General features: G+C 58.3%; 17 protein-coding genes and 1 tRNA gene. 12 read left to right on the forward strand and 6 right to left on the reverse strand.

Translation table 11 applies throughout. From position 1 onward, the window contains the following. Nucleotides 1–13: 13 nt before the first annotated feature. The 3 genes from AFK24_RS21865 to AFK24_RS21875 all read right to left on the reverse strand — a co-directional run bounded on the left by AFK24_RS21865 (nucleotide 14) and on the right by AFK24_RS21875 (nucleotide 3,501). Entirely contained in the window at nucleotides 14–1,411 is a 1,398-nt protein-coding gene (locus AFK24_RS21865) for a c-type cytochrome (RefSeq protein ID WP_065835211.1), read from the reverse strand. A 573-nt stretch (nucleotides 1,412–1,984) separates the two neighbouring features. Then, complete coding sequence (locus AFK24_RS21870) at nucleotides 1,985–3,241, reverse strand: M20/M25/M40 family metallo-hydrolase (RefSeq protein ID WP_065835212.1); 1,257 nt, start codon at nucleotides 3,239–3,241, stop codon at nucleotides 1,985–1,987. A gap of 183 nt (nucleotides 3,242–3,424) precedes the next feature. Next, nucleotides 3,425–3,501, reverse strand: a tRNA-Arg gene (locus AFK24_RS21875). 338 nt (nucleotides 3,502–3,839) lie between these two features. On the opposite strand from AFK24_RS21875, the gene gabD reads away from it, so the two are divergent. From gabD to AFK24_RS21890, 3 genes are all read left to right on the forward strand, one after another. Then, nucleotides 3,840–5,282 carry an NADP-dependent succinate-semialdehyde dehydrogenase gene (gene gabD, locus AFK24_RS21880; RefSeq protein WP_065835213.1) on the forward strand — a complete coding sequence of 481 codons (1,443 nt, stop codon included), beginning with the start codon at nucleotides 3,840–3,842 and terminating at the stop codon, nucleotides 5,280–5,282. A gap of 138 nt (nucleotides 5,283–5,420) precedes the next feature. Continuing rightward, complete coding sequence (gene gabT / locus AFK24_RS21885; RefSeq protein ID WP_065835214.1) at nucleotides 5,421–6,701, forward strand: 4-aminobutyrate--2-oxoglutarate transaminase; 1,281 nt, start codon at nucleotides 5,421–5,423, stop codon at nucleotides 6,699–6,701. Nucleotides 6,702–6,860: 159 nt separating this feature from the next. Beyond that, nucleotides 6,861–8,234 carry an HDOD domain-containing protein gene (locus tag AFK24_RS21890; protein ID WP_065835215.1) on the forward strand — a complete coding sequence of 458 codons (1,374 nt, stop codon included), beginning with the start codon at nucleotides 6,861–6,863 and terminating at the stop codon, nucleotides 8,232–8,234. A 107-nt stretch (nucleotides 8,235–8,341) separates the two neighbouring features. Here the strand turns inward: AFK24_RS21890 and AFK24_RS21895 are convergent, their stop codons facing one another. Both AFK24_RS21895 and desA read right to left on the reverse strand, forming a co-directional pair. Continuing rightward, nucleotides 8,342–9,334, reverse strand: coding sequence for a GGDEF domain-containing protein (locus AFK24_RS21895; protein ID WP_065835216.1), 993 nt, complete (start codon nucleotides 9,332–9,334; stop codon nucleotides 8,342–8,344). Nucleotides 9,335–9,470: 136 nt separating this feature from the next. Then, complete coding sequence (gene desA / locus AFK24_RS21900) at nucleotides 9,471–10,655, reverse strand: delta-9 fatty acid desaturase DesA (RefSeq protein ID WP_065835217.1); 1,185 nt, start codon at nucleotides 10,653–10,655, stop codon at nucleotides 9,471–9,473. 157 nt (nucleotides 10,656–10,812) lie between these two features. Between desA and dibA the strand changes: the two genes are divergently transcribed. From dibA to AFK24_RS21930, 6 genes are all read left to right on the forward strand, one after another. Further along, nucleotides 10,813–12,744 carry a phosphodiesterase DibA gene (gene dibA, locus AFK24_RS21905; RefSeq protein WP_065835218.1) on the forward strand — a complete coding sequence of 644 codons (1,932 nt, stop codon included), beginning with the start codon at nucleotides 10,813–10,815 and terminating at the stop codon, nucleotides 12,742–12,744. Between the two features lie 163 nt (nucleotides 12,745–12,907). Continuing rightward, entirely contained in the window at nucleotides 12,908–13,090 is a 183-nt protein-coding gene (gene oscA, locus AFK24_RS21910; protein ID WP_020293745.1) for a sulfur starvation response protein OscA, read from the forward strand. A gap of 142 nt (nucleotides 13,091–13,232) precedes the next feature. Further along, nucleotides 13,233–14,240 carry a sulfate ABC transporter substrate-binding protein gene (locus AFK24_RS21915; RefSeq protein WP_065835219.1) on the forward strand — a complete coding sequence of 336 codons (1,008 nt, stop codon included), beginning with the start codon at nucleotides 13,233–13,235 and terminating at the stop codon, nucleotides 14,238–14,240. A gap of 158 nt (nucleotides 14,241–14,398) precedes the next feature. Beyond that, nucleotides 14,399–15,220, forward strand: coding sequence for a sulfate ABC transporter permease subunit CysT (gene cysT / locus AFK24_RS21920; protein ID WP_065835220.1), 822 nt, complete (start codon nucleotides 14,399–14,401; stop codon nucleotides 15,218–15,220). A gap of 13 nt (nucleotides 15,221–15,233) precedes the next feature. Beyond that, nucleotides 15,234–16,106 carry a sulfate ABC transporter permease subunit CysW gene (cysW, locus tag AFK24_RS21925; protein WP_065835221.1) on the forward strand — a complete coding sequence of 291 codons (873 nt, stop codon included), beginning with the start codon at nucleotides 15,234–15,236 and terminating at the stop codon, nucleotides 16,104–16,106. A gap of 3 nt (nucleotides 16,107–16,109) precedes the next feature. Beyond that, nucleotides 16,110–17,096, forward strand: a complete 987-nt coding sequence (locus AFK24_RS21930) for a sulfate/molybdate ABC transporter ATP-binding protein (RefSeq protein WP_065835222.1) — start codon at nucleotides 16,110–16,112, stop codon at nucleotides 17,094–17,096. 121 nt (nucleotides 17,097–17,217) lie between these two features. Here AFK24_RS21930 and AFK24_RS21935 read toward each other — a convergent pair whose 3' ends face one another. Next, nucleotides 17,218–17,742, reverse strand: a complete 525-nt coding sequence (locus tag AFK24_RS21935; protein ID WP_065835223.1) for a DUF962 domain-containing protein — start codon at nucleotides 17,740–17,742, stop codon at nucleotides 17,218–17,220. Between the two features lie 85 nt (nucleotides 17,743–17,827). On the opposite strand from AFK24_RS21935, the gene AFK24_RS21940 reads away from it, so the two are divergent. The 3 genes from AFK24_RS21940 (at nucleotide 17,828) to AFK24_RS21950 (ending at nucleotide 21,038) form a co-directional block, all read left to right on the forward strand. After that, a complete protein-coding gene (locus tag AFK24_RS21940) occupies nucleotides 17,828–18,538 on the forward strand; it encodes a Crp/Fnr family transcriptional regulator (RefSeq protein ID WP_065835224.1) in 711 nt (236 codons plus the stop codon). 24 nt (nucleotides 18,539–18,562) lie between these two features. Next, nucleotides 18,563–19,237 (forward strand): response regulator, encoded by a 675-nt coding sequence (locus AFK24_RS21945; protein WP_065835225.1) that lies wholly within the window; start codon nucleotides 18,563–18,565, stop codon nucleotides 19,235–19,237. Nucleotides 19,238–19,751: 514 nt separating this feature from the next. Continuing rightward, complete coding sequence (locus AFK24_RS21950) at nucleotides 19,752–21,038, forward strand: MFS transporter (RefSeq protein WP_065835226.1); 1,287 nt, start codon at nucleotides 19,752–19,754, stop codon at nucleotides 21,036–21,038. Nucleotides 21,039–21,194: the final 156 nt, after the last annotated feature.

Below are 21,194 nucleotides of genomic sequence, written 5' to 3' on the forward strand. Positions count from 1 at the left end.
AGTATCCATTTGCTCAAGCTCCCTTGCGGCGGCGGGTGATCATCCACACCACCAGGCCGATCAGCAGGCACACGAGGATGATTGCCGGGATCGTGAATTTGGCCAACACCGCGAGCGGCGCCTTGGGGCCGCCTTCGCGACTCTGGGCGACGTCGGCAGCCGTGACCTTCAACTCTGAATTGCCATAGCGCGACAGCACGTAGTTGCTGACGTCGGCGATCTGCTGGTCATTGAGGCGATCAGTGAACAGCGCGTCCGGCCCGAACGCCGGCATGTCCACAGCCACGCCATCCACCGTGCGATGCACGCCGTATACGATGGCGGCGATCAGATTGTCCGCACGCGTGGTCGCGGTATTGTTGAACAGCGACGGATACTCTTTGGTGCCCTGACCATTGGCTTGATGGCAGTTGGCGCAAGTGCCGCTGAAGATGTGCCAGCCCGGATTGTCTTCCGGCTTGGTGCCGCGCAAGGTCAGCTCATCGGTGGAGGCCACGCCGAATTCGTGACGGGCTTTGTTCTCGCCGGATTTGACCGCTGGCGTTTGCTGCAGATAGGCCGCGATCGCCTTCAAATCGCTATCGCCCAGATACTGCAGGCTGTGCTCGATCGCCTCGGCCATCGGGCCAGCCGCTTGTGCCTTGCCAGCCACGTGACCGGTGCGCAGGTAAGCGACGATTTCATCGTTGGACCAGGCGCCGATGCCGCTGACCTTGTCCGAGCTGATGTTCGGCGCGTACCAACTGCCCAGCGAACCGCCGCCCAGAGGCTTGCCGTTGTCGGCGCCCATCAGGAAATTGCGCGGTGTGTGGCAGGTGTCGCAGTGGGCGAGGGCGTTGACCAGATAATCGCCACGGTTCACTTCAGCGGACTTGCTCGCGTCCGGCTTGAAGCGCGTGTCGCTGTGGAACAGCAGATTCCAGCCGATCATCGAAGCGCGAATGTTGAACGGGAATGCCAGCTTAGTCTTCGGCGAAGGTGTGTCGACTGGCTGCACTTCCTTCATGAAATAGTCGTACAGCGCGGCAATGTCGCTGTCAGTCATTTTCGCGTAGGACGTGTACGGCATAGCCGGATACAGATGAGTGCCATCCGCCGCCACGCCATCACGCACCGCGCGGGCGAACTGCTCATTGGAGTAGTTGCCGATACCAGCCGTTTTGGACGGGGTAATGTTCGTCGAAAAAATCACCCCCATCGGCGAACTGAGCGAATAGCCGCCAGCAAACGGCTTGCCTTCGGGCGCTGTGTGGCAGGCAACACAGTCGGCGGCAACCGCCAGACGTTTACCGGCAGAAGCCGTGGCCTCCAGTTCCTGGCCAAAGACCGATCCCGCCATGCAGACGAGCAGGCACAGCAATCCAGCAAAGGCCTTGGGCAGGCCTCGTCCTTCACGAGCGTAACGTGACATTTGTTTACCTTAGGCAGTTGCGGCCTGGCTTTTTCGAGGTTCGGATTCGGCTAACGCGCTTGGTCAGAACCAATGGCCACGGTGGCATCGGCTCAGCGCATGCGACAGGGTGTCGCACAAAACGGGTGGAATGTTTCACATCACGAAACATTCGGCAACATCTAAAGCAGGCAAAATGCTATCGGAGTTATGAGTCAGGGAAGGCTCTAGACCGGGCCTCCTGGCTGAAGCCCGCAGCCCGCTTGGCCTAGATGTACGATGACTGAAGAATTCGAATGGATGGGGGGTTTGAACATTTGTGCCATTTATTTTAAGGGAGAGCCGTGGGAGACAGGTTGTTGGCGGGGTGATGGTTCTACACAGGCGGATAAATCGCCTCGCGAATAAATTCGCTCCTACAAGATCGGCGCAAATTCCGTTGGAGCGCGGCTTGCCCGCGAAGAGGCCGCAACATCCGCCTGCTTCTCTGAACTCGCCAGCGCGTCGCGCCAACCCGCTCCAATAATGAGCAGCCCAAATGCTATGGTCAGCGTCTGCGCACTACCCACGATTCCCTGTGCAGACGCCGCGCAATCACTGTTTAGGTGTGCCGCGAGAAAGCTCCATGATCATGCGCGTCAGCAGGTAAATCCGTGGCGAGACGCTTTCAACTTCTGCGTATTCTTCGGGCGTATGAATGTTGCCGCCGACGATGCCGAAACCGTCCAGCGTAGGCACGCCGACACTGGCGGCCAGGCTTGCATCGGCTGCGCCGCCACTGCCTTCGATGGTCAGCGTGCGGCCCAGTTCGCCATAAATGCCTTGGGCGATAGCCACCAACTTGTCGCTTTCGGCGGTTTGCGGCATGGGTGGCAGGCCACGAATCAGCTTCGTCGACACTTCGGTTTCCGGGATCAGTTTGTCTGCCGATACTCGCGCGAGATCCTTCTCGATCCGGTCGAACTCTTCCGGCACCGCTGCACGTACATCGGCCTTGGCGGTGGCTTGATCAGGAATGATGTTGGTGCGGTCACCGGAATTGATGGTGGTGAAGTTGATGGTGGTTTTTTTCTCAGGATCGCCCAGTTTGCCCAGTTGCAGGATCTGATGCGCCGCTTCCATCGCCGCGTTACGGCCCAGTTCCGGTGCGACACCCGCGTGGGAGGCTTTGCCCTTCACGTCGACGACTGCCGTGGCACTGCCTTTACGCCAGACAACCAGGCCATCGGCTGGGCGGCCTGGCTCCAGGTTCAACGTCACATCGTGTTGCTTGGCGGTTTTCTTGATCAGGTCGGTCGCAGCGTCCGAGCCGGTTTCTTCGCTGGCGTCCAGCAGGAAGGTGATCTGCGCGTAGTCGGTAAAATTCAGATTTTTCAGAATCTGCAACGCGTAGATGCCGGCAACGATGCCGCCCTTATCGTCCATCACGCCCGGACCATAAGCGCGTCCGTCCTTGATGTGGAAAGGACGGGCAGCGGCCGAGCCTTCCTTGAACACCGTATCCATGTGCGCCATGAGCAATATTTTCGCTTTACCCGTGCCCTTGAGCGTGGCGATCACGTGGTTGCTCTTGTCCGGGGCAGTATTGGGCACAGTCTCAATGGTCGCACCGAGCTTTTTCAATTCCTCGACGACAATGGCGCTCACCTTGCTCAGACCCGGCTCGTAACCGGACCCGGAATCGATATTCACCAGTTGCTCCAACAGCTTCAGCGCGGGCTCCTTGGATTGCTCGGCGCCAGCCTGAACCAGTTTGTCGGGCGTCGCCGCCTGAGCAAGGGAGCCACCACCAAACGTGACAGCAAGCGCCAGAGCGGAGGCGAGGGCAGAGCGCGAAAATATCAACGGCATGAGTCGTTCCTTGAATGGGCTGGATTGATCCAAAACACCCTAACGATTCTTGCGACGTTGCGCATCTGAAAAGTGCAGCCTGCCAATTGGACGCAAAGCCAAACCCCGGAAACAAGAAAGCCCGCACGGGGCGGGCTTCTTGGGGTGTTTTGAGACAGTCTGAGACAGCTCAAAACAGGTAGGTGGTGCACCAGACGGGATTCGAACCCATGACCACTGCCTTCGGAGGGCAGTACTCTATCCAGCTGAGCTACTGGTGCAATGCGGCCGCCATGATACTCATCTGATTGGCATGCGTCCATGCTGGCGAGAGGCTGTTGTTGATTTCGCACGTTTTTGGGGCTGTGGATGACGTTGATCAGAAAATCGAGAGGATTTTGGCAAATACGTTCTTTTTTTCGAACAGCCTATTGTCCTTTACCCCAGCAGTCCCTAGGATTCGTTTGAGATTTCAAACGCTCTTGTCCGGTTCTCCCGCACTTTTGGCGACCCTTCGTTGCGGAGCCCGGCGAATATTTCCTGACGGCAGTCTCGTTCGAGGCGCCTTTGCACAACAATAATTGCTCCGCCCTTGCGCGGTGCTGTTTAGGAGGCCGACATGCAGCTTAAAGACTCGAAACTGTTCCGCCAACAAGCCTATATCAATGGTGTCTGGCTGGACGCGGACAGTGGTCAGACGATCAAGGTCAACAACCCGGCTGACAACGAAATTCTCGGCACTGTGCCAAAAATGGGCGCTGCTGAAACCCGTCGTGCCATCGAAGCTGCTGACAAGGCGCTGCCGGCCTGGCGTGCGCTGACCGCCAAAGAGCGCGGCAACAAGCTGCGTCGCTGGTACGAGCTGATGATCGAGAACCAGGACGACCTCGCGCGCCTGATGACGCTCGAACAAGGCAAGCCGCTGGCCGAGGCCAAGGGTGAGATCGCTTACGCGGCGTCCTTTATCGAGTGGTTCGCTGAAGAAGCCAAGCGAGTGTATGGCGATGTGATTCCGGGCCATCAGCCGGACAAACGTCTGATCGTGCTCAAGCAGCCGATTGGCGTGACGGCGGCGATTACGCCGTGGAACTTCCCGGCAGCAATGATCACCCGTAAAGCCGGCCCGGCGCTGGCCGCTGGCTGCACCATGGTCCTCAAGCCTGCGTCGCAAACCCCTTATTCGGCATTGGCCCTGGCTGAACTGGCCGAGCGCGCGGGCATCCCGGCTGGCGTGTTCAGCGTGGTGACCGGCAGCGCTGGCGATATCGGCAGCGAGCTGACCAGCAACCCAATCGTGCGCAAATTGTCGTTCACCGGCTCGACCGAAATTGGTCGTCAGTTGATGGCTGAGTGCGCCAAGGACATCAAGAAGGTGTCGCTGGAATTGGGTGGCAACGCGCCCTTTATCGTGTTCGACGACGCGGACCTGGATAAGGCCGTTGAAGGCGCGATCATTTCCAAGTATCGCAACAACGGCCAGACCTGCGTCTGCGCCAACCGCATCTATGTGCAGGACGCCGTTTACGACGCGTTCGCCGAGAAGCTGAAAACCGCTGTGGGCAAGCTGAAGATCGGTAACGGTCTGGAAGAGGGCACCACGACCGGTCCGCTGATCGACGAAAAAGCCGTGAACAAGGTCAAGGAACACATCGCCGACGCCGTTGGCAAGGGCGCGAAAGTGCTGCTGGGCGGCAACAGCATGCAAGGCAATTTCTTCGAGCCGACCATTCTGGTCAACGTGTCGAAAGACGCGGCGGTCGCCAAAGAAGAAACCTTCGGCCCGCTGGCGCCGCTGTTCCGCTTTAAAGACGAAGCTGAAGTGATTGCGATGGCCAACGACACCGAGTTCGGTCTGGCGTCGTACTTCTACGCTCGTGACATGAGCCGCGTGTTCCGTGTTGCTGAAGCGCTGGAATACGGCATGGTGGGTATCAACACCGGCCTGATCTCCAACGAAGTCGCGCCGTTTGGCGGGATCAAGTCGTCGGGCCTGGGCCGTGAAGGCTCCAAGTACGGCATCGAAGATTATCTGGAAATCAAATACCTGTGCCTGAGCGTTTAACGCCCGCGCAGTAGCTTCACACGCAATTCCACCCGGTAGCCGGAAGTTGCAGCAGTCGATCATCGTATGCTGCTGCAACTCACCCCGACTGCTTAATCCTTGACCAACGCCGACCGATGAGCGGCGAATGAGGAAACCATGAGTCAAACAAACGCAGAATTGATGAAACGCCGCGAAGCCGCTGTTCCACGCGGTGTTGGCCAGATCCACCCGATCTTCGCCGCTTCGGCCAAAAACGCTACTGTGACTGACGTTGAAGGTCGCGAATTCATCGACTTCGCTGGCGGCATCGCGGTACTGAACACCGGTCACCTGCACCCGAAAATCATTGCCGCCGTGCAAGAGCAACTGACCAAGCTGACTCACACCTGCTTCCAGGTTCTGGCTTACGAGCCGTACGTTGAGCTGTGCGAAAAGATCAACGCCAAGGTGCCAGGTGATTTCGAGAAGAAAACCCTGTTGGTGACCACCGGCTCCGAAGCGGTTGAAAACGCCGTGAAGATCGCCCGTGCCGCCACTGGCCGTACCGGCGTGATCGCGTTCACTGGCGCTTACCATGGCCGCACCATGATGACCCTGGGTCTGACCGGCAAAGTCGTGCCTTACTCGGCCGGCATGGGCCTGATGCCAGGCGGTATCTTCCGCGCAATCTATCCATGTGAACTGCATGGCGTGAGCGTCGATGATTCCATCGCCAGCATCGAGCGCATCTTCAAGAACGACGCCGAGCCGCGCGACATCGCTGCGATCATCATCGAGCCGGTTCAGGGCGAAGGTGGTTTCTATGTGGCGCCAAAGGCGTTCATGGCTCGCCTGCGCGAACTGTGCGACAAGCACGGGATCCTGCTGATCGCTGACGAAGTGCAGACCGGCGCCGGGCGTACCGGTACGTTCTTCGCCATGGAACAGATGGGCGTCAGCGCCGACCTGACCACCTTCGCCAAATCCATCGCTGGCGGTTTCCCGTTGGCCGGTGTGTGCGGTAAGGCTGAATACATGGACGCCATCGCTCCGGGCGGTCTGGGCGGCACATACGCCGGTAGCCCGGTGGCTTGCGCGGCTGCGCTGGCGGTATTGCAAGTGTTTGAAGAAGAACACCTGCTGGATCGCTGCAAGGCAGTGGGCGAGCGTCTGGTGACGGGCCTCAAGGCGATTCAGGCCAAGTACCCGGTGATCGGTGAAGTCCGTGCGCTGGGCGCGATGATCGCGCTGGAGCTCTTCGAAAACGGCGACACCCACAAGCCGAATGCTGCGGCTGTGGCGCAGGTTGTGGCCAAGGCCCGCGACAAGGGTCTGATCCTGCTGTCTTGCGGCACCTACGGCAACGTTTTGCGCGTCCTGGTACCGCTGACTTCGCCGGACGAGCAACTGGATAAAGGCCTGGCGATTCTTGAAGAGTGCTTCGCTGAACTGGCGTGAGTACGCCGGGGTCGTATTGATTAAAATATGACCAAATGGACAAAAAAGACCCGCTTCGGCGGGTTTTTTTGCGTTTTTAGGGGGCAAATATCGCTTTTGGGGTATATCTCCAAACGGATGCATTGGCTAAGGTGAACGCATCGATGTCGGAGACTGCTGATGACAGCTGTAGATTTACCCGCGGTACCTCGCGTCTTGATTGCCGAATCCGATCCATGGGTTCGTGAAACGCTGAGTGAATTGCTCCTGAGTGTGCGCGCTGATATCGACCTTGAGATCTGCACCGATGGCAAACAGGCTGCCGAGTGGATGAAAAAGCAGCTGCCTGATCTGGTCATTGCTGCCAGAGAGCTCCCGGTAATCGACGGTTTGAGCCTGTTGCGCGGTGTCCGCGGGTTACAGCGCAAGCCAGTCATTCCTTTTATCCTGATCAGTAATCGCAGTGACAGCGCCAGTGTCCGTGAGGCCGTGCCGCTTGCGCCGACTGCTTACCTGACCAAACCCTTGAATACTGAAGGCCTGCGCCAGCGCCTTGAACGCCTGTTGCTGGGGTGTCCGGTACCGAATGCGGTTCCGGCGCTGATTCCCGGTATGACACTTGCCAGGTTTCTGGAGCAACGTCGTGACACCACCGACGGTGCGCCTTTGTTCGTGGATGTCGCGACGGCGATCAAACTCAGCAAGGGCGCTTCACGCATCGATACCACTTTGCTGGAGCAGGAGCTGCGCAACGACCCGCATATCACCGCGGTGCTCATCGCGGCGGCCAATAGCGCGGCGCAGCATCTGGGCACGCCTGTGCAGACACTGCCAGCTGCCTTGGCGGTGTTGGGTGGGGCGCAGAGCGCCGACATCGTTTCCGGCCTGGAAAAAAAGCGTACGTCGGTGTTGACCAATGACGAGCTGTTGGCCAAGGCCAGTGAGCTGTGGACGTTATCGCAGCGTACTGCTGAATACGGACGCACTCTGGCGCGCATGCTTGAGGTAGATGCAGAACGCTGTTTTTGCGCTGGCTTATTACAGACGCTGGGTGATCTGGCTGTGGTGGGTTGCCTGCAGGAATGGTTGCAAGCTGGCGGGGAGCTGGATGATGAGCAGATCAGCCAATCACTGGAGCAGTATTCGGCAGCCTTCGGTTCTGCCTTGCGCACTCGCTGGCGTTTGCCGCTTGAGCTGCGAGAACTGATTGCGGCGGTTTATCAATACAACACCGGCGTTTACACCCGCGAAGTATTGATCATGAACCTGGCAGGCCAAATGGCGCGGCTCGGCAACGATGACAGCGTCACGCCCTTGCTCAAGACCAAGCCCGCCAGGTTGCTGAAGATGAACGTCGCAGATTTGCAGCGCCTGCGCAAGAAACTGACGGGCGTCACCGATCCAAGCCTGCTGAAGCCGACTGCCGGGTTGCTGGGGGAGGTTGTGCCGGAGGCCGAAGCGGAAGCGGAAACTGATGATGCTCCAGATGTGCTGGATCTGGCGCCGGAGTCGGAATCTATCGAAGGAGATCCGGAGAAGCCTTCGCAGGGCTAGATTCCGTAGGAGCGTGGCTTGCCCGCGAAGAACGATAACGCGGTGAGTCTGGTCGACCGAGGCGCCTGATTTCGCGGGCAAGCCACGCTCCAACAGTTTGACGTCTGCTATACCAACACGATCTGATTCTTGCCCTGGCGTTTGGCCTGGTACATGGCGGCGTCGGCGCGGCCGTACAGTGCTTCGAGGCTTTGATCGGCGTCGCCCAGGTTGGTCAGACCCTGGCTGGCGGTGATGCCAAATGTCACGCCGTCACGCTGGAAGCTCAAGCGCTGGATTTCCCGTTGCAGGCGCTCGGCGATCTGTTTGGCCATGTCGGGGGCGCAGCCGGGGAAAACTGCCGCGAACTCCTCACCGCCAATGCGCCCGAACAGATCACCACGGCGCAACGTTCCTCGACCGCACTCGGCGATGCGCTGCAACACCAGATCGCCTTCCTGGTGGCCGTAAGTGTCATTGACCAGCTTGAAGTCATCGATATCCAGCAACAGGAACGCCAATGGCGTGCCGTTCAGGCGCGCCTGTTCGAATTCGCGCTGGGCGCATTCGAAGAAATGTCGACGGTTGCTGCTCTGAGTGAGCACATCGGTGGTTGCCAGACGCTGTAATTCGCTCTCCAGCTGCTTCTTTTCGGTGATGTCTTCGGCGATGCCGACCACGATCAAGCGATGCCCGGCGTCCGCCTGATGGCTGACGAAACACTTGTCGCTGAGCCAGCGTATTTCGCCATCGGCGCGGATGATGCGGTATTCGCGATCTTCGATGGAGCCTTTTTCGATCACCTCGTTGAGGCTGCGTTCGGCGTAATTCAGGTCATCCGGGTAGATGCTGTCACGCCATTCGCCGTAATCGGCCAGCAGCAAACCTGCCGAGCGCCCGAAAATCCGCTCATAGGCCGGACTGACATAAATCATTTGCTGAGTCGCCCAGTCGAACGCCCACAAGACCGCGTTGACGCTGACCAACAGCGAACTGAATAGCTGTTCTCGTTCACTCAGGCGCGCGACCTCTGCCTGGGCATGCATCAACGCCAGCAGTGTTTCGGCTGCGGCGGGCATGTCGACAGTAGAGGCGGGGGGAGCGGGGTTCTGGTTGTCCATGGCACTGCATCTCAAGAAGAAGTGCGGCGCACAGCCACAACATTTCCCACGAAGGTTATGGGCTGATGTTCAGAGTGATTTTAAGGGGTGAAGTTCCGCAAAGGCGCGCCCGAGAAGGGCGCGCCGATCAACGGTGTCAGGCGTGGGCAGGACGTAGCGAGTAGGTTTTGAGCTGATCTGCGAAGTCGCGCAGCGAAGCAATGCCGCTGGCTTCGGCCTCGTGGATCCAATCCTTGATCGCTGCAAGCATGTCATGCCCATTGCTGCTGGTCTTGAGCCAGATCTGCTGCAGGGCCAGGCGTTTTTCGTAGATCACTTTCAGCGCCTGGCTGTGCTCCAGCATGGACTGGATATGCAGGTGATGCTTGTCATCCAGCAGACTGGTTTCCCGAGACAACAGCGCTTTGGCACGATGGAATTGATGACGCACCGACGCGTCGGCCTTGGCCAGTTCCTGCGCCACCAGCGGGCCGATAACCAGCTTGCGGTACTGGGCCATGATCTGGAAGCGGTTGTTGAGAATCGCCATCGCGGTGTCCATGTCCATGCTGCCTTTGCCTTCGACCCGATGGGCGATGGGTGCAACGCGCTGTACTTTGGCCAGACGCAGGGCGCTGAACACTTTGATCCACGCCCAGCCCATGTCGAATTCCCACTTCTTGACCGACAGTTTGGCCGAGTTGGGATAGGTGTGATGGTTGTTGTGCAGCTCTTCGCCGCCAATGATGATGCCCCACGGCACCAGATTGGTCGCCGCATCACGGCATTCGAAGTTGCGATAACCCACCGCGTGGCCAAGGCCGTTGACCACACCAGCAGCCCAGAACGGAATCCACATCATCTGGATCGCCCAGACGGTGATGCCCAGCGCGCCGAACAGCATCAGGTCGATAACGGCCATGATCGCGATGCCCAACAGTGGGAAACGGGTATAAAGATTGCGTTCGATCCAGTCTTCCGGGCAGTTTTTCCCGTAGATGCGCAAGGTGTCCGGGTTTTCCGCTTCGGCGCGATACAACTCGGCACCTTTGCGCAGGACGGTAGACAAGCCTTTGATGACCGGGCTGTGCGGGTCATCGACCGTTTCGCATTTGGCGTGATGCTTGCGATGGATAGCGGTCCATTCGCGGGTGTTCTGCGCCGTGGTCAGCCACAGCCAGAAACGAAAGAAATGTTTGAGACCTGCATTCAGCTCCAGCGAGCGGTGGGCCGAGTAGCGATGCAGATAAACCGTGACGCCGACGATAGTCACATGGGTTATCGCCAGAGTGACTGCCACCAACTGCCAGACGGAAAGATCGAGCAGACCGTTGTACCACATAGGCTGTGTTGCCCTCGAAGTGACGCGCGTGAAGAAAAAAGTAACAGTGCGCATTATCACTTAGCCGTCAGATAAAACCAGTCGACCTTTCAGATAAGAGTCGCCAGATGTTTCTTACCCTATAATCCCACCCTTTCGTAAGGCTTTTCGTTTTCTTATGACTGAATCTTCCCGAGACGCCCTGTGTGCGGCCCTGTTGTACGGACTGGTGTCCGTCCTGTGGCTGGCATTCTGCAACTATCTGCTGCCCGATATCATCGAGAATCCAGCGCAATTGGCGTTAGCGCAGCAGATAAGCGGTTATGTGTGGGTGTTGCTCAGTGCCATTCTGGTTTTTGTGGCGCGTGGCCGACTGCTGACATTCATGCGCAGTGACGACAGGGTGCACCGTCAAAGCGAAGATCATGACCGCTTGCGCCTGGCGGCGGCGGTATTCGACAGCACCAACGAAGGCGTCGTGGTCACCAATAGCGAGGGGCTCATCGTTCACGTCAATCGCGCCTTCATGCAGATTACCGGCTACCAGCTGGACGAAGTGCTGGGCATGAATCCGAGCAAGTTCAAATCAGGCCGGCATGGCCCGGAGTTCTATCGGCAGATGTACCGCTCGATTCTCAGTGCCGGGCAGTGGAGCGGCGAGATCTGGAACCGGCGCAAAAGCGGCGAGATATACCCGCAATGGCAGAGCATCCGCAGCATCAAGGGCGACAACGGCGAGATAAAACATTTTGTTGCAGTTTTTTCCGACATCACCGCCATCAAGCGCTCGGAGCATGAGCTGCTGCAATTGGCGCATTACGATGCGTTGACGGGGTTGCCGAACCGCCTGCTGTTCATCGACCGCACCGGCCAGGCGCTGGCATCCGCTCGTTCCAGCAAACGCGGGTGCGCACTGCTGCTGATCGATCTCGATCATTTCAAGCACATCAACGACAGCCTGGGGCATAACGTCGGTGACGAAATCCTCAAGGCTGTGGGCGAGCGTCTCGAAGGTTTCTTCGATAAAACCCTGACTCTGGCACGTCTGGGCGGTGATGAATTCGGCTTGTTGATCGAAAACTGTCAGCAAGTGGTCCAGGCCGCCAACTATGCGCAGCAGATAATCGACGGCTTCAAGGCGCCGTTCATCGTCAATGAGCAGCAGTTATTCATCAGCGCGAGTATTGGCATCAGTTTATTCCCCAGCGATGCGCTGAGCGCCGAGCAATTATTGCGTAACGCTGATTCCGCACTGTTCAAGGCCAAGAGCGACGGCCGTGAAGGTTATGCGTTGTACACCGAAGAGCTCACAGCCCACGCTCAGCAGCGAGTGCAACTGGCCAGTGAGCTGCGCCGCGCCATCGAGAATGATGAGCTGCGCGTCTTCTATCAGCCAATCCATGATCTGCAGGACAGCTGCATTATCGGCGTCGAAGCGTTGGTACGTTGGCAACATCCGAATCGCGGCCTGGTGCCGCCGGGGGAATTCATCCCGATCGCCGAGCAAAGCGGTTTGATCGCAGACATTGATGCCTGGGTGCTGAAGACCTCCTGCTATCAGATGACCCGCTGGCTGGCGGCGGGCGTCGCGATTTCCTTTGTGGCGGTCAACGTCTCCAGCCGGTTGTTCAGTCGCGGCGACCTGGAGCGCCAGGTAGCGAAGGTTCTGGCTGAAACCGGTCTGGACCCGGTCCATCTGGAGTTGGAAGTGACCGAAAGCGCGGTTATGGAAGATCCGGAGCAAGCCATTGAGCAGATGCATCGGCTGCGCGGCCTGGGCCTGAGCCTGTCCATCGATGATTTCGGCACCGGATATTCATCGCTGCTGCGACTCAAGCGGATGCCCGTGCAAAAGCTGAAAATCGATCAGGGCTTCGTTGCCGGGCTGCCCAGCGATGAAGACGACATCGCCATTGTCCGGGTGATCATCGCCCTGGCGAAAAGCATGGGCATGCGGGTGTTGGCCGAAGGCATCGAGCATGCCGAGCAAGCCAGTTTCTTGCTGGACAACGGTTGTCAGCTAGGCCAGGGCTACTGGTTTGCGCGCCCTATGCCTGCCGAGCAGATCGATTGGCTGCGCGCTCCGGGCTTTCGCGAGCCCATCATCTAGTCGGCCAACGTCTCGGTTTCTAACCTAAATTCATTTTGGTTATATATAGATTCTTAAATAGTCTTTTTAAGAATAACCGCGCGTCTCTAGTATTGCCTCCATGCCACAAGCAGTCCGGACCCAGAACCGGTACTGCAGGCCTCTCAATTCAAGGAGCACGATCATGAGCGCATCTCTGCGTAGCGTTGACGGTCAGGACGAAGCGGCGATTCTGCGCGAGATTCAGAGTGCGCTGCGCGACCTGCGTTTCGGAGCGGTTGAAATCACTGTTCACAATGCACAAGTCGTGCAGATCGAGCGTAAAGAGAAATTCCGGTTGCAGAATCCGGGTACCAAACCGAGCTGAGATACGGGATTCCTGTAGGACCGGCTTCAGCCGGGAGGAAGGTCGGGTGGATGCTTGCTCCCGGCTGAAGCCGGTCCTACAAAGACACGATCATCAAAAACTAGAAAAACCAACACAACCAGAATTTCCAGGAGCTTGATCCATGTCCATTCGCCGTTATGCGCTGGCCGCACTCGCCAGTGCCGTGTTTGCCGGTTCCGCTGTTGCCAAGGATTACGAGCTGCTCAACGTGTCGTACGATCCGACGCGGGAGCTGTATCAGGACTACAACGCCGAGTTCATCAGCTTCTGGAAAAAGGCTCATCCGGACGACAAGGTCGACATCAAGCAATCCCATGGCGGTTCGGGCAAGCAGGCTCGCTCGGTGATCGACGGCCTGCGCGCTGACGTAGTGACCCTGGCTCTGGCCGGTGATATTGATGAGGTCGCCAAACTGGGCAAAGGCTTGCCGGAAAACTGGCAGACCCGCCTGCCGGATGCGAGTACGCCTTACACGTCAACCATCGTTTTCCTGGTGCGCAAGGGCAATCCCAAAGGCATCAAGGACTGGAATGACCTGATCAAGAAAGACGTTTCGGTCATTACGCCAAACCCGAAAACCTCTGGCGGTGCGCGCTGGAACTTCCTCGCGGCCTACGGCTATGGCCTGAAGACCGGCGGCAGCGAAGCCAAGGCTCAGGAATACGTGAAAGAACTGTTCAAACACGTCCCTGTGTTGGACACCGGCGCTCGCGGTTCGACCATCACTTTCGTCAACAACGGTCAGGGCGATGTGCTGCTGGCGTGGGAAAACGAAGCGTTCCTGGCGCTGAAAGAAGACGGCGGCGCGGACAAGTTCGACATCGTCGTACCTTCGCTGTCGATTCTGGCTGAGCCGCCTGTCGCTGTTGTCGACAAGAACGCCGAAAAGAAAGGCAACACCGAAATCGCAACTGAATACCTGAAGCACCTATACAGCAAGGAAGGCCAGGAAATCGCCGCAAAGAACTTCTACCGTCCGCGTAACGCTGAAGTCGCTGCCAAATATGAAAAGCAGTTCCCGAAACTGAACCTGCTGACTATCGACAAAGACTTCGGCGGCTGGAAAACTGCTCAGCCCAAGTTTTTCAACGATGGCGGTGTGTTCGACCAGATCTACCAGGCACAGTGATGTAGCTCAGACACCTGTAGGACTGGCTTTAGCCGGGAGGACGCTCTCGCCGGCTAAAGCCGCTCCTACGGTAGATCGCGTTATGTCAGCGAGCGTTTTTTAGCTGAACCATGAACCCGCATTCGTTTGCGGGTTCCGTGTATCAACCAAGGACTTTTATGTCGCGACGTACTTCCCCCGTCATACCCGGCTTCGGGCTGACGCTGGGTTACACCTTGGTGTACCTCAGTCTGATTGTGTTAATCCCGCTGGCAGCAATGTTCATCCATGCCGCGCAGCTGACCTGGGATCAATTCTGGGCAATCATCACTGCGCCGCGGGTGCTCGCTGCTCTCAAACTGAGCTTTGGCACGGCGTTTTATGCGGCGGTTATCAATGGTCTGATCGGCGTATTGCTGGCTTGGGTGTTGGTGCGTTACACCTTCCCCGGTCGCAAGATCATCGACGCGATGATTGATTTGCCGTTCGCCTTGCCCACCGCCGTAGCCGGTATCGCCTTGACGGCGTTGTACACGCCGACCGGGCTCGTCGGGCAATTCGCCGCGGACCTGGGTTTCAAGATTGCCTACACGCCGCTGGGTATCACCCTTGCGCTGACCTTCGTCACGCTGCCGTTCGTGGTACGCACCGTGCAACCGGTGCTGGCTGACATCCCCCGGGAAGTCGAAGAAGCCGCCGCATGCCTGGGCGCGCGTCCGTTGCAGGTGTTTCGCTACATCCTCGTTCCCGCGTTGCTGCCCGCCTGGCTGACCGGTTTCGCCCTGGCGTTTGCCCGTGGCGTCGGTGAGTACGGCTCGGTGATCTTCATCGCCGGCAACATGCCGATGAAAACCGAAATCCTGCCGCTGCTGATCATGGTCAAGCTCGACCAGTACGATTACACCGGTGCGACGGCTATCGGCGTGATGATGCTGGTGGTTTCCTTCATTCTGCTGCTGCTGATCAACTTGCTGCAGCGACGCATTGAAACCCCATCCTGAGGAGGCGCTGAGCATGTCCTATTCATCTGTTGCAGCCGCCGCCTCCGCCAATGCCGCCCGTCGTGGCAGCGCGCTGTCGCGGCGTATCCTGATTGGCCTGTGCTGGCTGGTGTTCATTCTGTTCCTGGGTTTGCCGCTGTTCATCGTGGTTTCCCAGGGTTTGAAAAACGGTCTGGGCGCGTTTTTCACTGCGATTCTCGAACCGGATGCCTTGTCGGCCCTGAAGCTGACGGTCATCGCCGTATTGATTTCGGTGCCGCTCAACGTGGTGTTCGGCGTCAGTGCGGCCTGGTGCGTGAGCAAATACTCATTCCGTGGCAAAAGCATGCTGGTGACGCTGATCGACTTGCCGTTCTCGGTCTCGCCGGTCATCGCCGGTCTGGTCTATGTGTTGATGTTTGGCGCTCAGGGCCTGTTCGGGCCGTGGTTGCAGGATCACGACATCCAGATCGTGTTCGCGCTGCCCGGCATCGTGCTCGCGACCATCTTCGTCACCGTGCCTTTCGTGGCCCGTGAACTGATCCCGCTGATGCAGGAGCAGGGCACGCAAGAAGAGGAGGCCGCGCGTCTGCTCGGCGCCAACGGCTGGCAGATGTTCTGGCACGTCACGGTGCCGAACATCAAATGGGGCCTGATCTACGGCGTGGTGCTCTGTACTGCACGGGCCATGGGTGAGTTCGGCGCGGTGTCGGTGGTTTCCGGGCACATTCGCGGCGTCACCAATACCCTGCCGCTGCACGTCGAAATCCTCTACAACGAATACAACCACGTCGCAGCCTTTGCGGTGGCGAGCCTGTTGCTGATCCTGGCGCTGTTCATCCTGCTGCTCAAGCAGTGGAGCGAAGCGCGCATTAACCGTCTGCGCCAAAGTGCGGCGGAGGAATAATTCATGTCGATCGAAGTCCGTAATGTCAGCAAGAATTTCAACGCCTTCAAGGCCCTGAACAGCATCAATCTGGACATCCAGAGTGGCGAGCTGGTGGCGTTGCTCGGCCCGTCCGGCTGCGGCAAGACCACCTTGCTGCGCATCATTGCCGGTCTGGAAACCCCGGATCAGGGCAGCATCGTCTTCCACGGCGAAGACGTCTCCGGCCATGACGTGCGTGATCGTAACGTCGGGTTTGTGTTCCAGCATTACGCGCTGTTCCGGCACATGACGGTGTTCGATAACGTCGCGTTCGGCCTGCGCATGAAACCCAAGAATCAGCGCCCTAACGAAACTCAGATCGCGGTCAAGGTTCATGAGTTGCTGAACATGGTGCAACTGGACTGGCTGGCGGATCGCTATCCGGAGCAGTTGTCGGGTGGGCAGCGTCAGCGGATTGCCCTGGCGCGCGCGCTGGCGGTCGAGCCCAAAGTGTTGCTGCTCGACGAGCCGTTCGGCGCGCTGGATGCCAAGGTGCGTAAAGAGCTGCGCCGCTGGCTGGCGCGTCTGCATGAAGACATCAACCTGACGTCGGTTTTCGTGACACACGACCAGGAAGAAGCCATGGAAGTGGCGGATCGCATCGTGGTGATGAACAAAGGCGTGATCGAGCAGATCGGCTCGCCGGGCGAAGTCTACGAGAACCCGGCCAGTGATTTCGTCTACCACTTCCTAGGCGACTCCAATCGCCTGCATCTGGGGGAAGATCAGGTGTTGTTCCGCCCGCACGAAGTGTCGTTGTCACGGCATGAACTGGAAGACCACCACGCCGCACTGGTGCGCGACATCCGACCGCTGGGCGCCACGACTCGGGTAACCCTGAAAGTGGAAGGCCAGAGCGAGCTGATCGAAGCCGAAGTGGTCAAGGATCACGACAGCCTGGTCGGCCTGACGCGGGGCGAAACGCTGTTCTTCAAGCCGAAGGTCTGGCAGAAAGTGGCGGATATTTAAACCCCACATTTGTTGGAGCGAGGCTTGCCCGCGAACGGATTTATCAGTCGACATCTGTATCGCCTGATCTGACGCTTTCGCGGGCAAGCCTCGCTCCCACGGGTTCTCGATTCCACTCGCATCAAACTATCGGCTTCAAGTTCCGCTTGTGCACCACCCCAACCCTTTTCTCAATCGCATGCTGCAACGGCTTGCGCAGCCCCAGCAGAAACGCCAGCTCGGCCACGACAAACAGCGGGCCGATGATCAAGCCGGTCACGTCATCGATAAACGCCGGTTTGCGGCCTTCGTAATAGTGGCCGATGAACTGGATGATCCAGCCCACCAGAAACATCCCGACGCCCGCGCTCAGCCAGATCAAGGTCGACTGTTGCGCCAGATGTGCGCCTAACCAAACGCATAGTCCCAGCAAGGCCGCCATCAACACGCCAAACGGGCCATCCAGACGCAGATAGAAGATCACCGATGCCAGGCTCACCAGCGCTGCCGGCGACAGCCAAAAACCGCCCAACATCCAGCCAGGCCGCGACAACAGGACCGCGACCGCCAGAACAATCAGCGGAATACCGATGAAGTGGCTGACAATATTTCGCGAATCGCGGTGGTAGGACGCGTATTGGCTAAGGTGATCGACGAGGTTTTTCATTATTTTTCCTCTTTGGCTGACGCTCGGAGTTTGCTACGGTTTCGGCCATAAAAAATATTTGCCGTCACAGGGAGCAAGCGAAAACATGTCAAACGGAGCTGCATGGCGGTCGCGATTGATGACCGATTATTGGTTCGCTAATCTTCCCGCCGATTTGCAGGATAGCCTGTTGGACGCCTCAAGGCAGCGTCGCCGAACCCCGGGCAAATTGTTCTTCGAAAAAGACGATGCGCCTTGTGGCTTTTACGTATTGCTCGAAGGTGGGTTTCGCGTGGGCAGCGTCGTCGATCAGCGCCTGGCCCCGCGCCTGGAAGAGGTCCGCATGCCTTACTGGTTTGGCGAGGTGTCGTTGTTTGACGGCCTGCCGCGCGCCCATGACGTGTATTCCCTGGGCAACAGCATCTTCCTGCACATTCCCCAGGCGGCGCTTGTCGAGATACTGGCAAAAAAACCGGCGTATTGGCGCTTTTTTGCAGAGTTGCTCAGCCAGAAACTGGGTCTGTCGCTGCTGCATTCCGAGCGCATCAAGCTGCTGCCCGCCAAGGCGCGAGTCGCGTGGCGGCTGCTGTTGTTGTCCGAAGGTTACGGCCCCATGAGCCATGCTCGGCGCTTGATCGCGCTGGATGATATTCAGTCGATGCGCACGGCCAGTTTGTCGCGTCCGGCGCTGCTTGAAGTGCTTCAGGAACTGCACACGCGTAAGATTCTGCGGCTCGATGCGGACCGGGTAGAAATCTTCGATGTGGTGAAATTACGCAAGGCGGCCAACTTCAGGCGTGCCAAATCGTTATGCTGACGGTACAGACCAACGAGGTGAGTCATGCGGCTGCTGTTAGTGGAATACGACGCCAATACGGCGAACAACCTGGCTGAAGGCTTCTCCAAATCGGGTTTTACCCTGGATGTGGCGCTCAATGGCCTGGACGGCCGTCACTTTGTCGAAGAGCAAACCTACGACCTGATCATCCTCGACGTGATGCTGCCAGGCCTCAATGGCTGGCAATTGCTGAAACTGATACGTCAGCGCGGCACCACGCCGGTGTTGTTCCTGACCGCCGCCGACGCCATTGAAGATCGCCTGCGCGGCCTTGAGCTGGGCGCCGACGATTATCTGCTCAAGCCGTTCACCTTTGATGAGTTGCTGGTTCGCGTACGCACCTTGTTGCGACGCGGGCCGACCGGCGATGCCGCGAGCTACAGCATTGCCGACCTTGAAATCGACATCACCCGACAGCGCGTCAGTCGGGGCGGGCAGCGGATTTCCCTGAGTGATAACGAATTCGCCCTGCTGCAATTGCTCGCCAGTCGGCAAGGCGATGTCCTTTCCCGCACCCTTATCGCAGCCCAGATATTCGCTGGCGACACCCGCCCCATCGACGTCGCCGTCCACCGCCTGCGCTCGAAGATCGACGAGCGCTACCTGCCCAAACTGATCCATACCGTGGGTGACGTGGGCTATCAGTTGGCAGTGCTGGAAGCGTTTGATTTGCGCTAGCGCAGGTTCTGTTGGAGTGAGGCTTGCCCGCGAACCAGGCACCGCAGTGGGCGAGACGTTCCGCGTTATCGTTCTTCGCGGGCAAGCCACGCTCCCACATTCATGACCGCCTAGTCATTAGTTGTCGTATGACACTGCCATTAACTCCTTCCCCTTCGTAAAACGCCAAACCCCCTATAGCCAATAGTCGTATCCCCGTTTTATCCGGTTGACATTGTTACAGGATGTGTCTTTAAATCGGTTAAGTCGTACGACGACTAGGCGAAATCGACTTTCGTCCACCATAAAAATAATACAAACGGTAACAACGTCATGAACGCCTCTTTCTACACCCTCGGGTGGGATTTTCCCTGCAGCGACTCTTTCATCGCCCATTCGGCGCTGTCGACTCGCGCGCTGCAATCGGTCACTCATAACTGAACACAACCGCCGCCCGGTATTCACCGGGAGACGCTCGCCACCACTCCAAAAACAACAGGGTGAAGAGATGAAAATCAAAGGAATACGCTGGTGGATGGTCGGGTTGGTCACGGCCGGCCTGATCGTCAATTACCTCGCGCGCAACACGTTGTCCGTGGCTGCGCCGACGCTGATGAGCGAGTTGAGCATCAGTACCGAGCAGTACTCGCATATCGTCGTGGCGTGGCAGGTTTGTTACGCGCTGATGCAACCGGTGGCGGGCTACATCATTGATGCCATCGGCACCAAGATGGGCTTCGCGATTTTCGCCGTGGCCTGGTCGGCCGCCTGTGCGGCGGCCGCCTTTGCCACGGGTTGGCAGAGCTTGGCGATCTTTCGCGGGATGCTCGGTCTGACCGAAGCCGCAGGCTTGCCGGCTGGCGTCAAAGCCACTACCGAATGGTTCCCGGCCAAAGAGCGCTCGGTGGCCATCGGCTGGTTCAACATCGGTTCGTCCGTGGGTGCGCTGCTGGCGCCGCCGCTGGTGGTCTGGGCAATTCTGCAAAGTGGCTGGGAGTTGGCGTTTCTGATCGTCGGCGGGCTGGGCATTCTGTGGAGCGGTCTGTGGTTGCTGCTCTACAAACATCCTCGCGATCAACATCGCATGAGCGATACCGAACGTGACTACATCCTCAGCGGCCAGGAATCGCACCTCAAGGACGTGCCGACTCAGAAAGGCAGCTGGAAAAAGATCATCACCAGCCGCAATTTCTACGCAATCGCCTCGGCGCGCATCCTCTCCGAGCCTGCCTGGCAGACGTTCAATGCCTGGATTCCGCTCTATCTGATGACCGAGCGGCACATGAACATCAAGGAAATCGCCATGTTCGCCTGGCTGCCGTTCCTGGCGGCAGACATTGGCTGCGTATTGGGTGGCTACTTGAGCCCGTTCTTCCACAAGTACTGCAAAGTCTCGTTGTTCACCTCGCGCAAGCTGGTGCTGCTGTTCGGTGCGTCCTGCATGATCGGCCCGGCCTGCATCGGCCTGGTGGACAGCCCGTACACCGCCATCGCCTTGCTGTGTGTCGGTGGCTTTGCGCACCAGACGCTTTCCGGCGCGTTGTATTCGATCACGTCCGACTCATTCGGCAAAAACGAAGTGGCAACCGCGACCGGCATGGGCGGCATGTTCGGCTATCTCGGCGCAGCGGCGTTCACCCTGGTGTTCGGCGTGCTGGTGACCAAGATCGGCTACAGCCCGCTGTTCGTGGTGCTGGCGATCTTCGATGTGGTGGCTGCGATTGTGGTGTGGAACGTTGCCCGGGAATTGCCGAAGCAGCCTGATCCGGTTGCTGTCGAACCAGGAACCCTACCTGTTGGAGCGAGGCTTGCCCGCGAATAGGTCAGTACATTCGTCGATTTATCAAACTCAAAACATTGTTTTCGCGGGCAAGCCTCGCTCCAACGGAGAATCCTGGTCGTTCGTTTTTTTGTAACACAACGAGTCTATCTTCAACCGTGCCCGCAAAAACACGCGGGCACGAACACCACGATTTCA

Source organism: Pseudomonas syringae, from assembly GCF_001698815.1.
Classification (GTDB): domain Bacteria; phylum Pseudomonadota; class Gammaproteobacteria; order Pseudomonadales; family Pseudomonadaceae; genus Aquipseudomonas; species Aquipseudomonas syringae_A.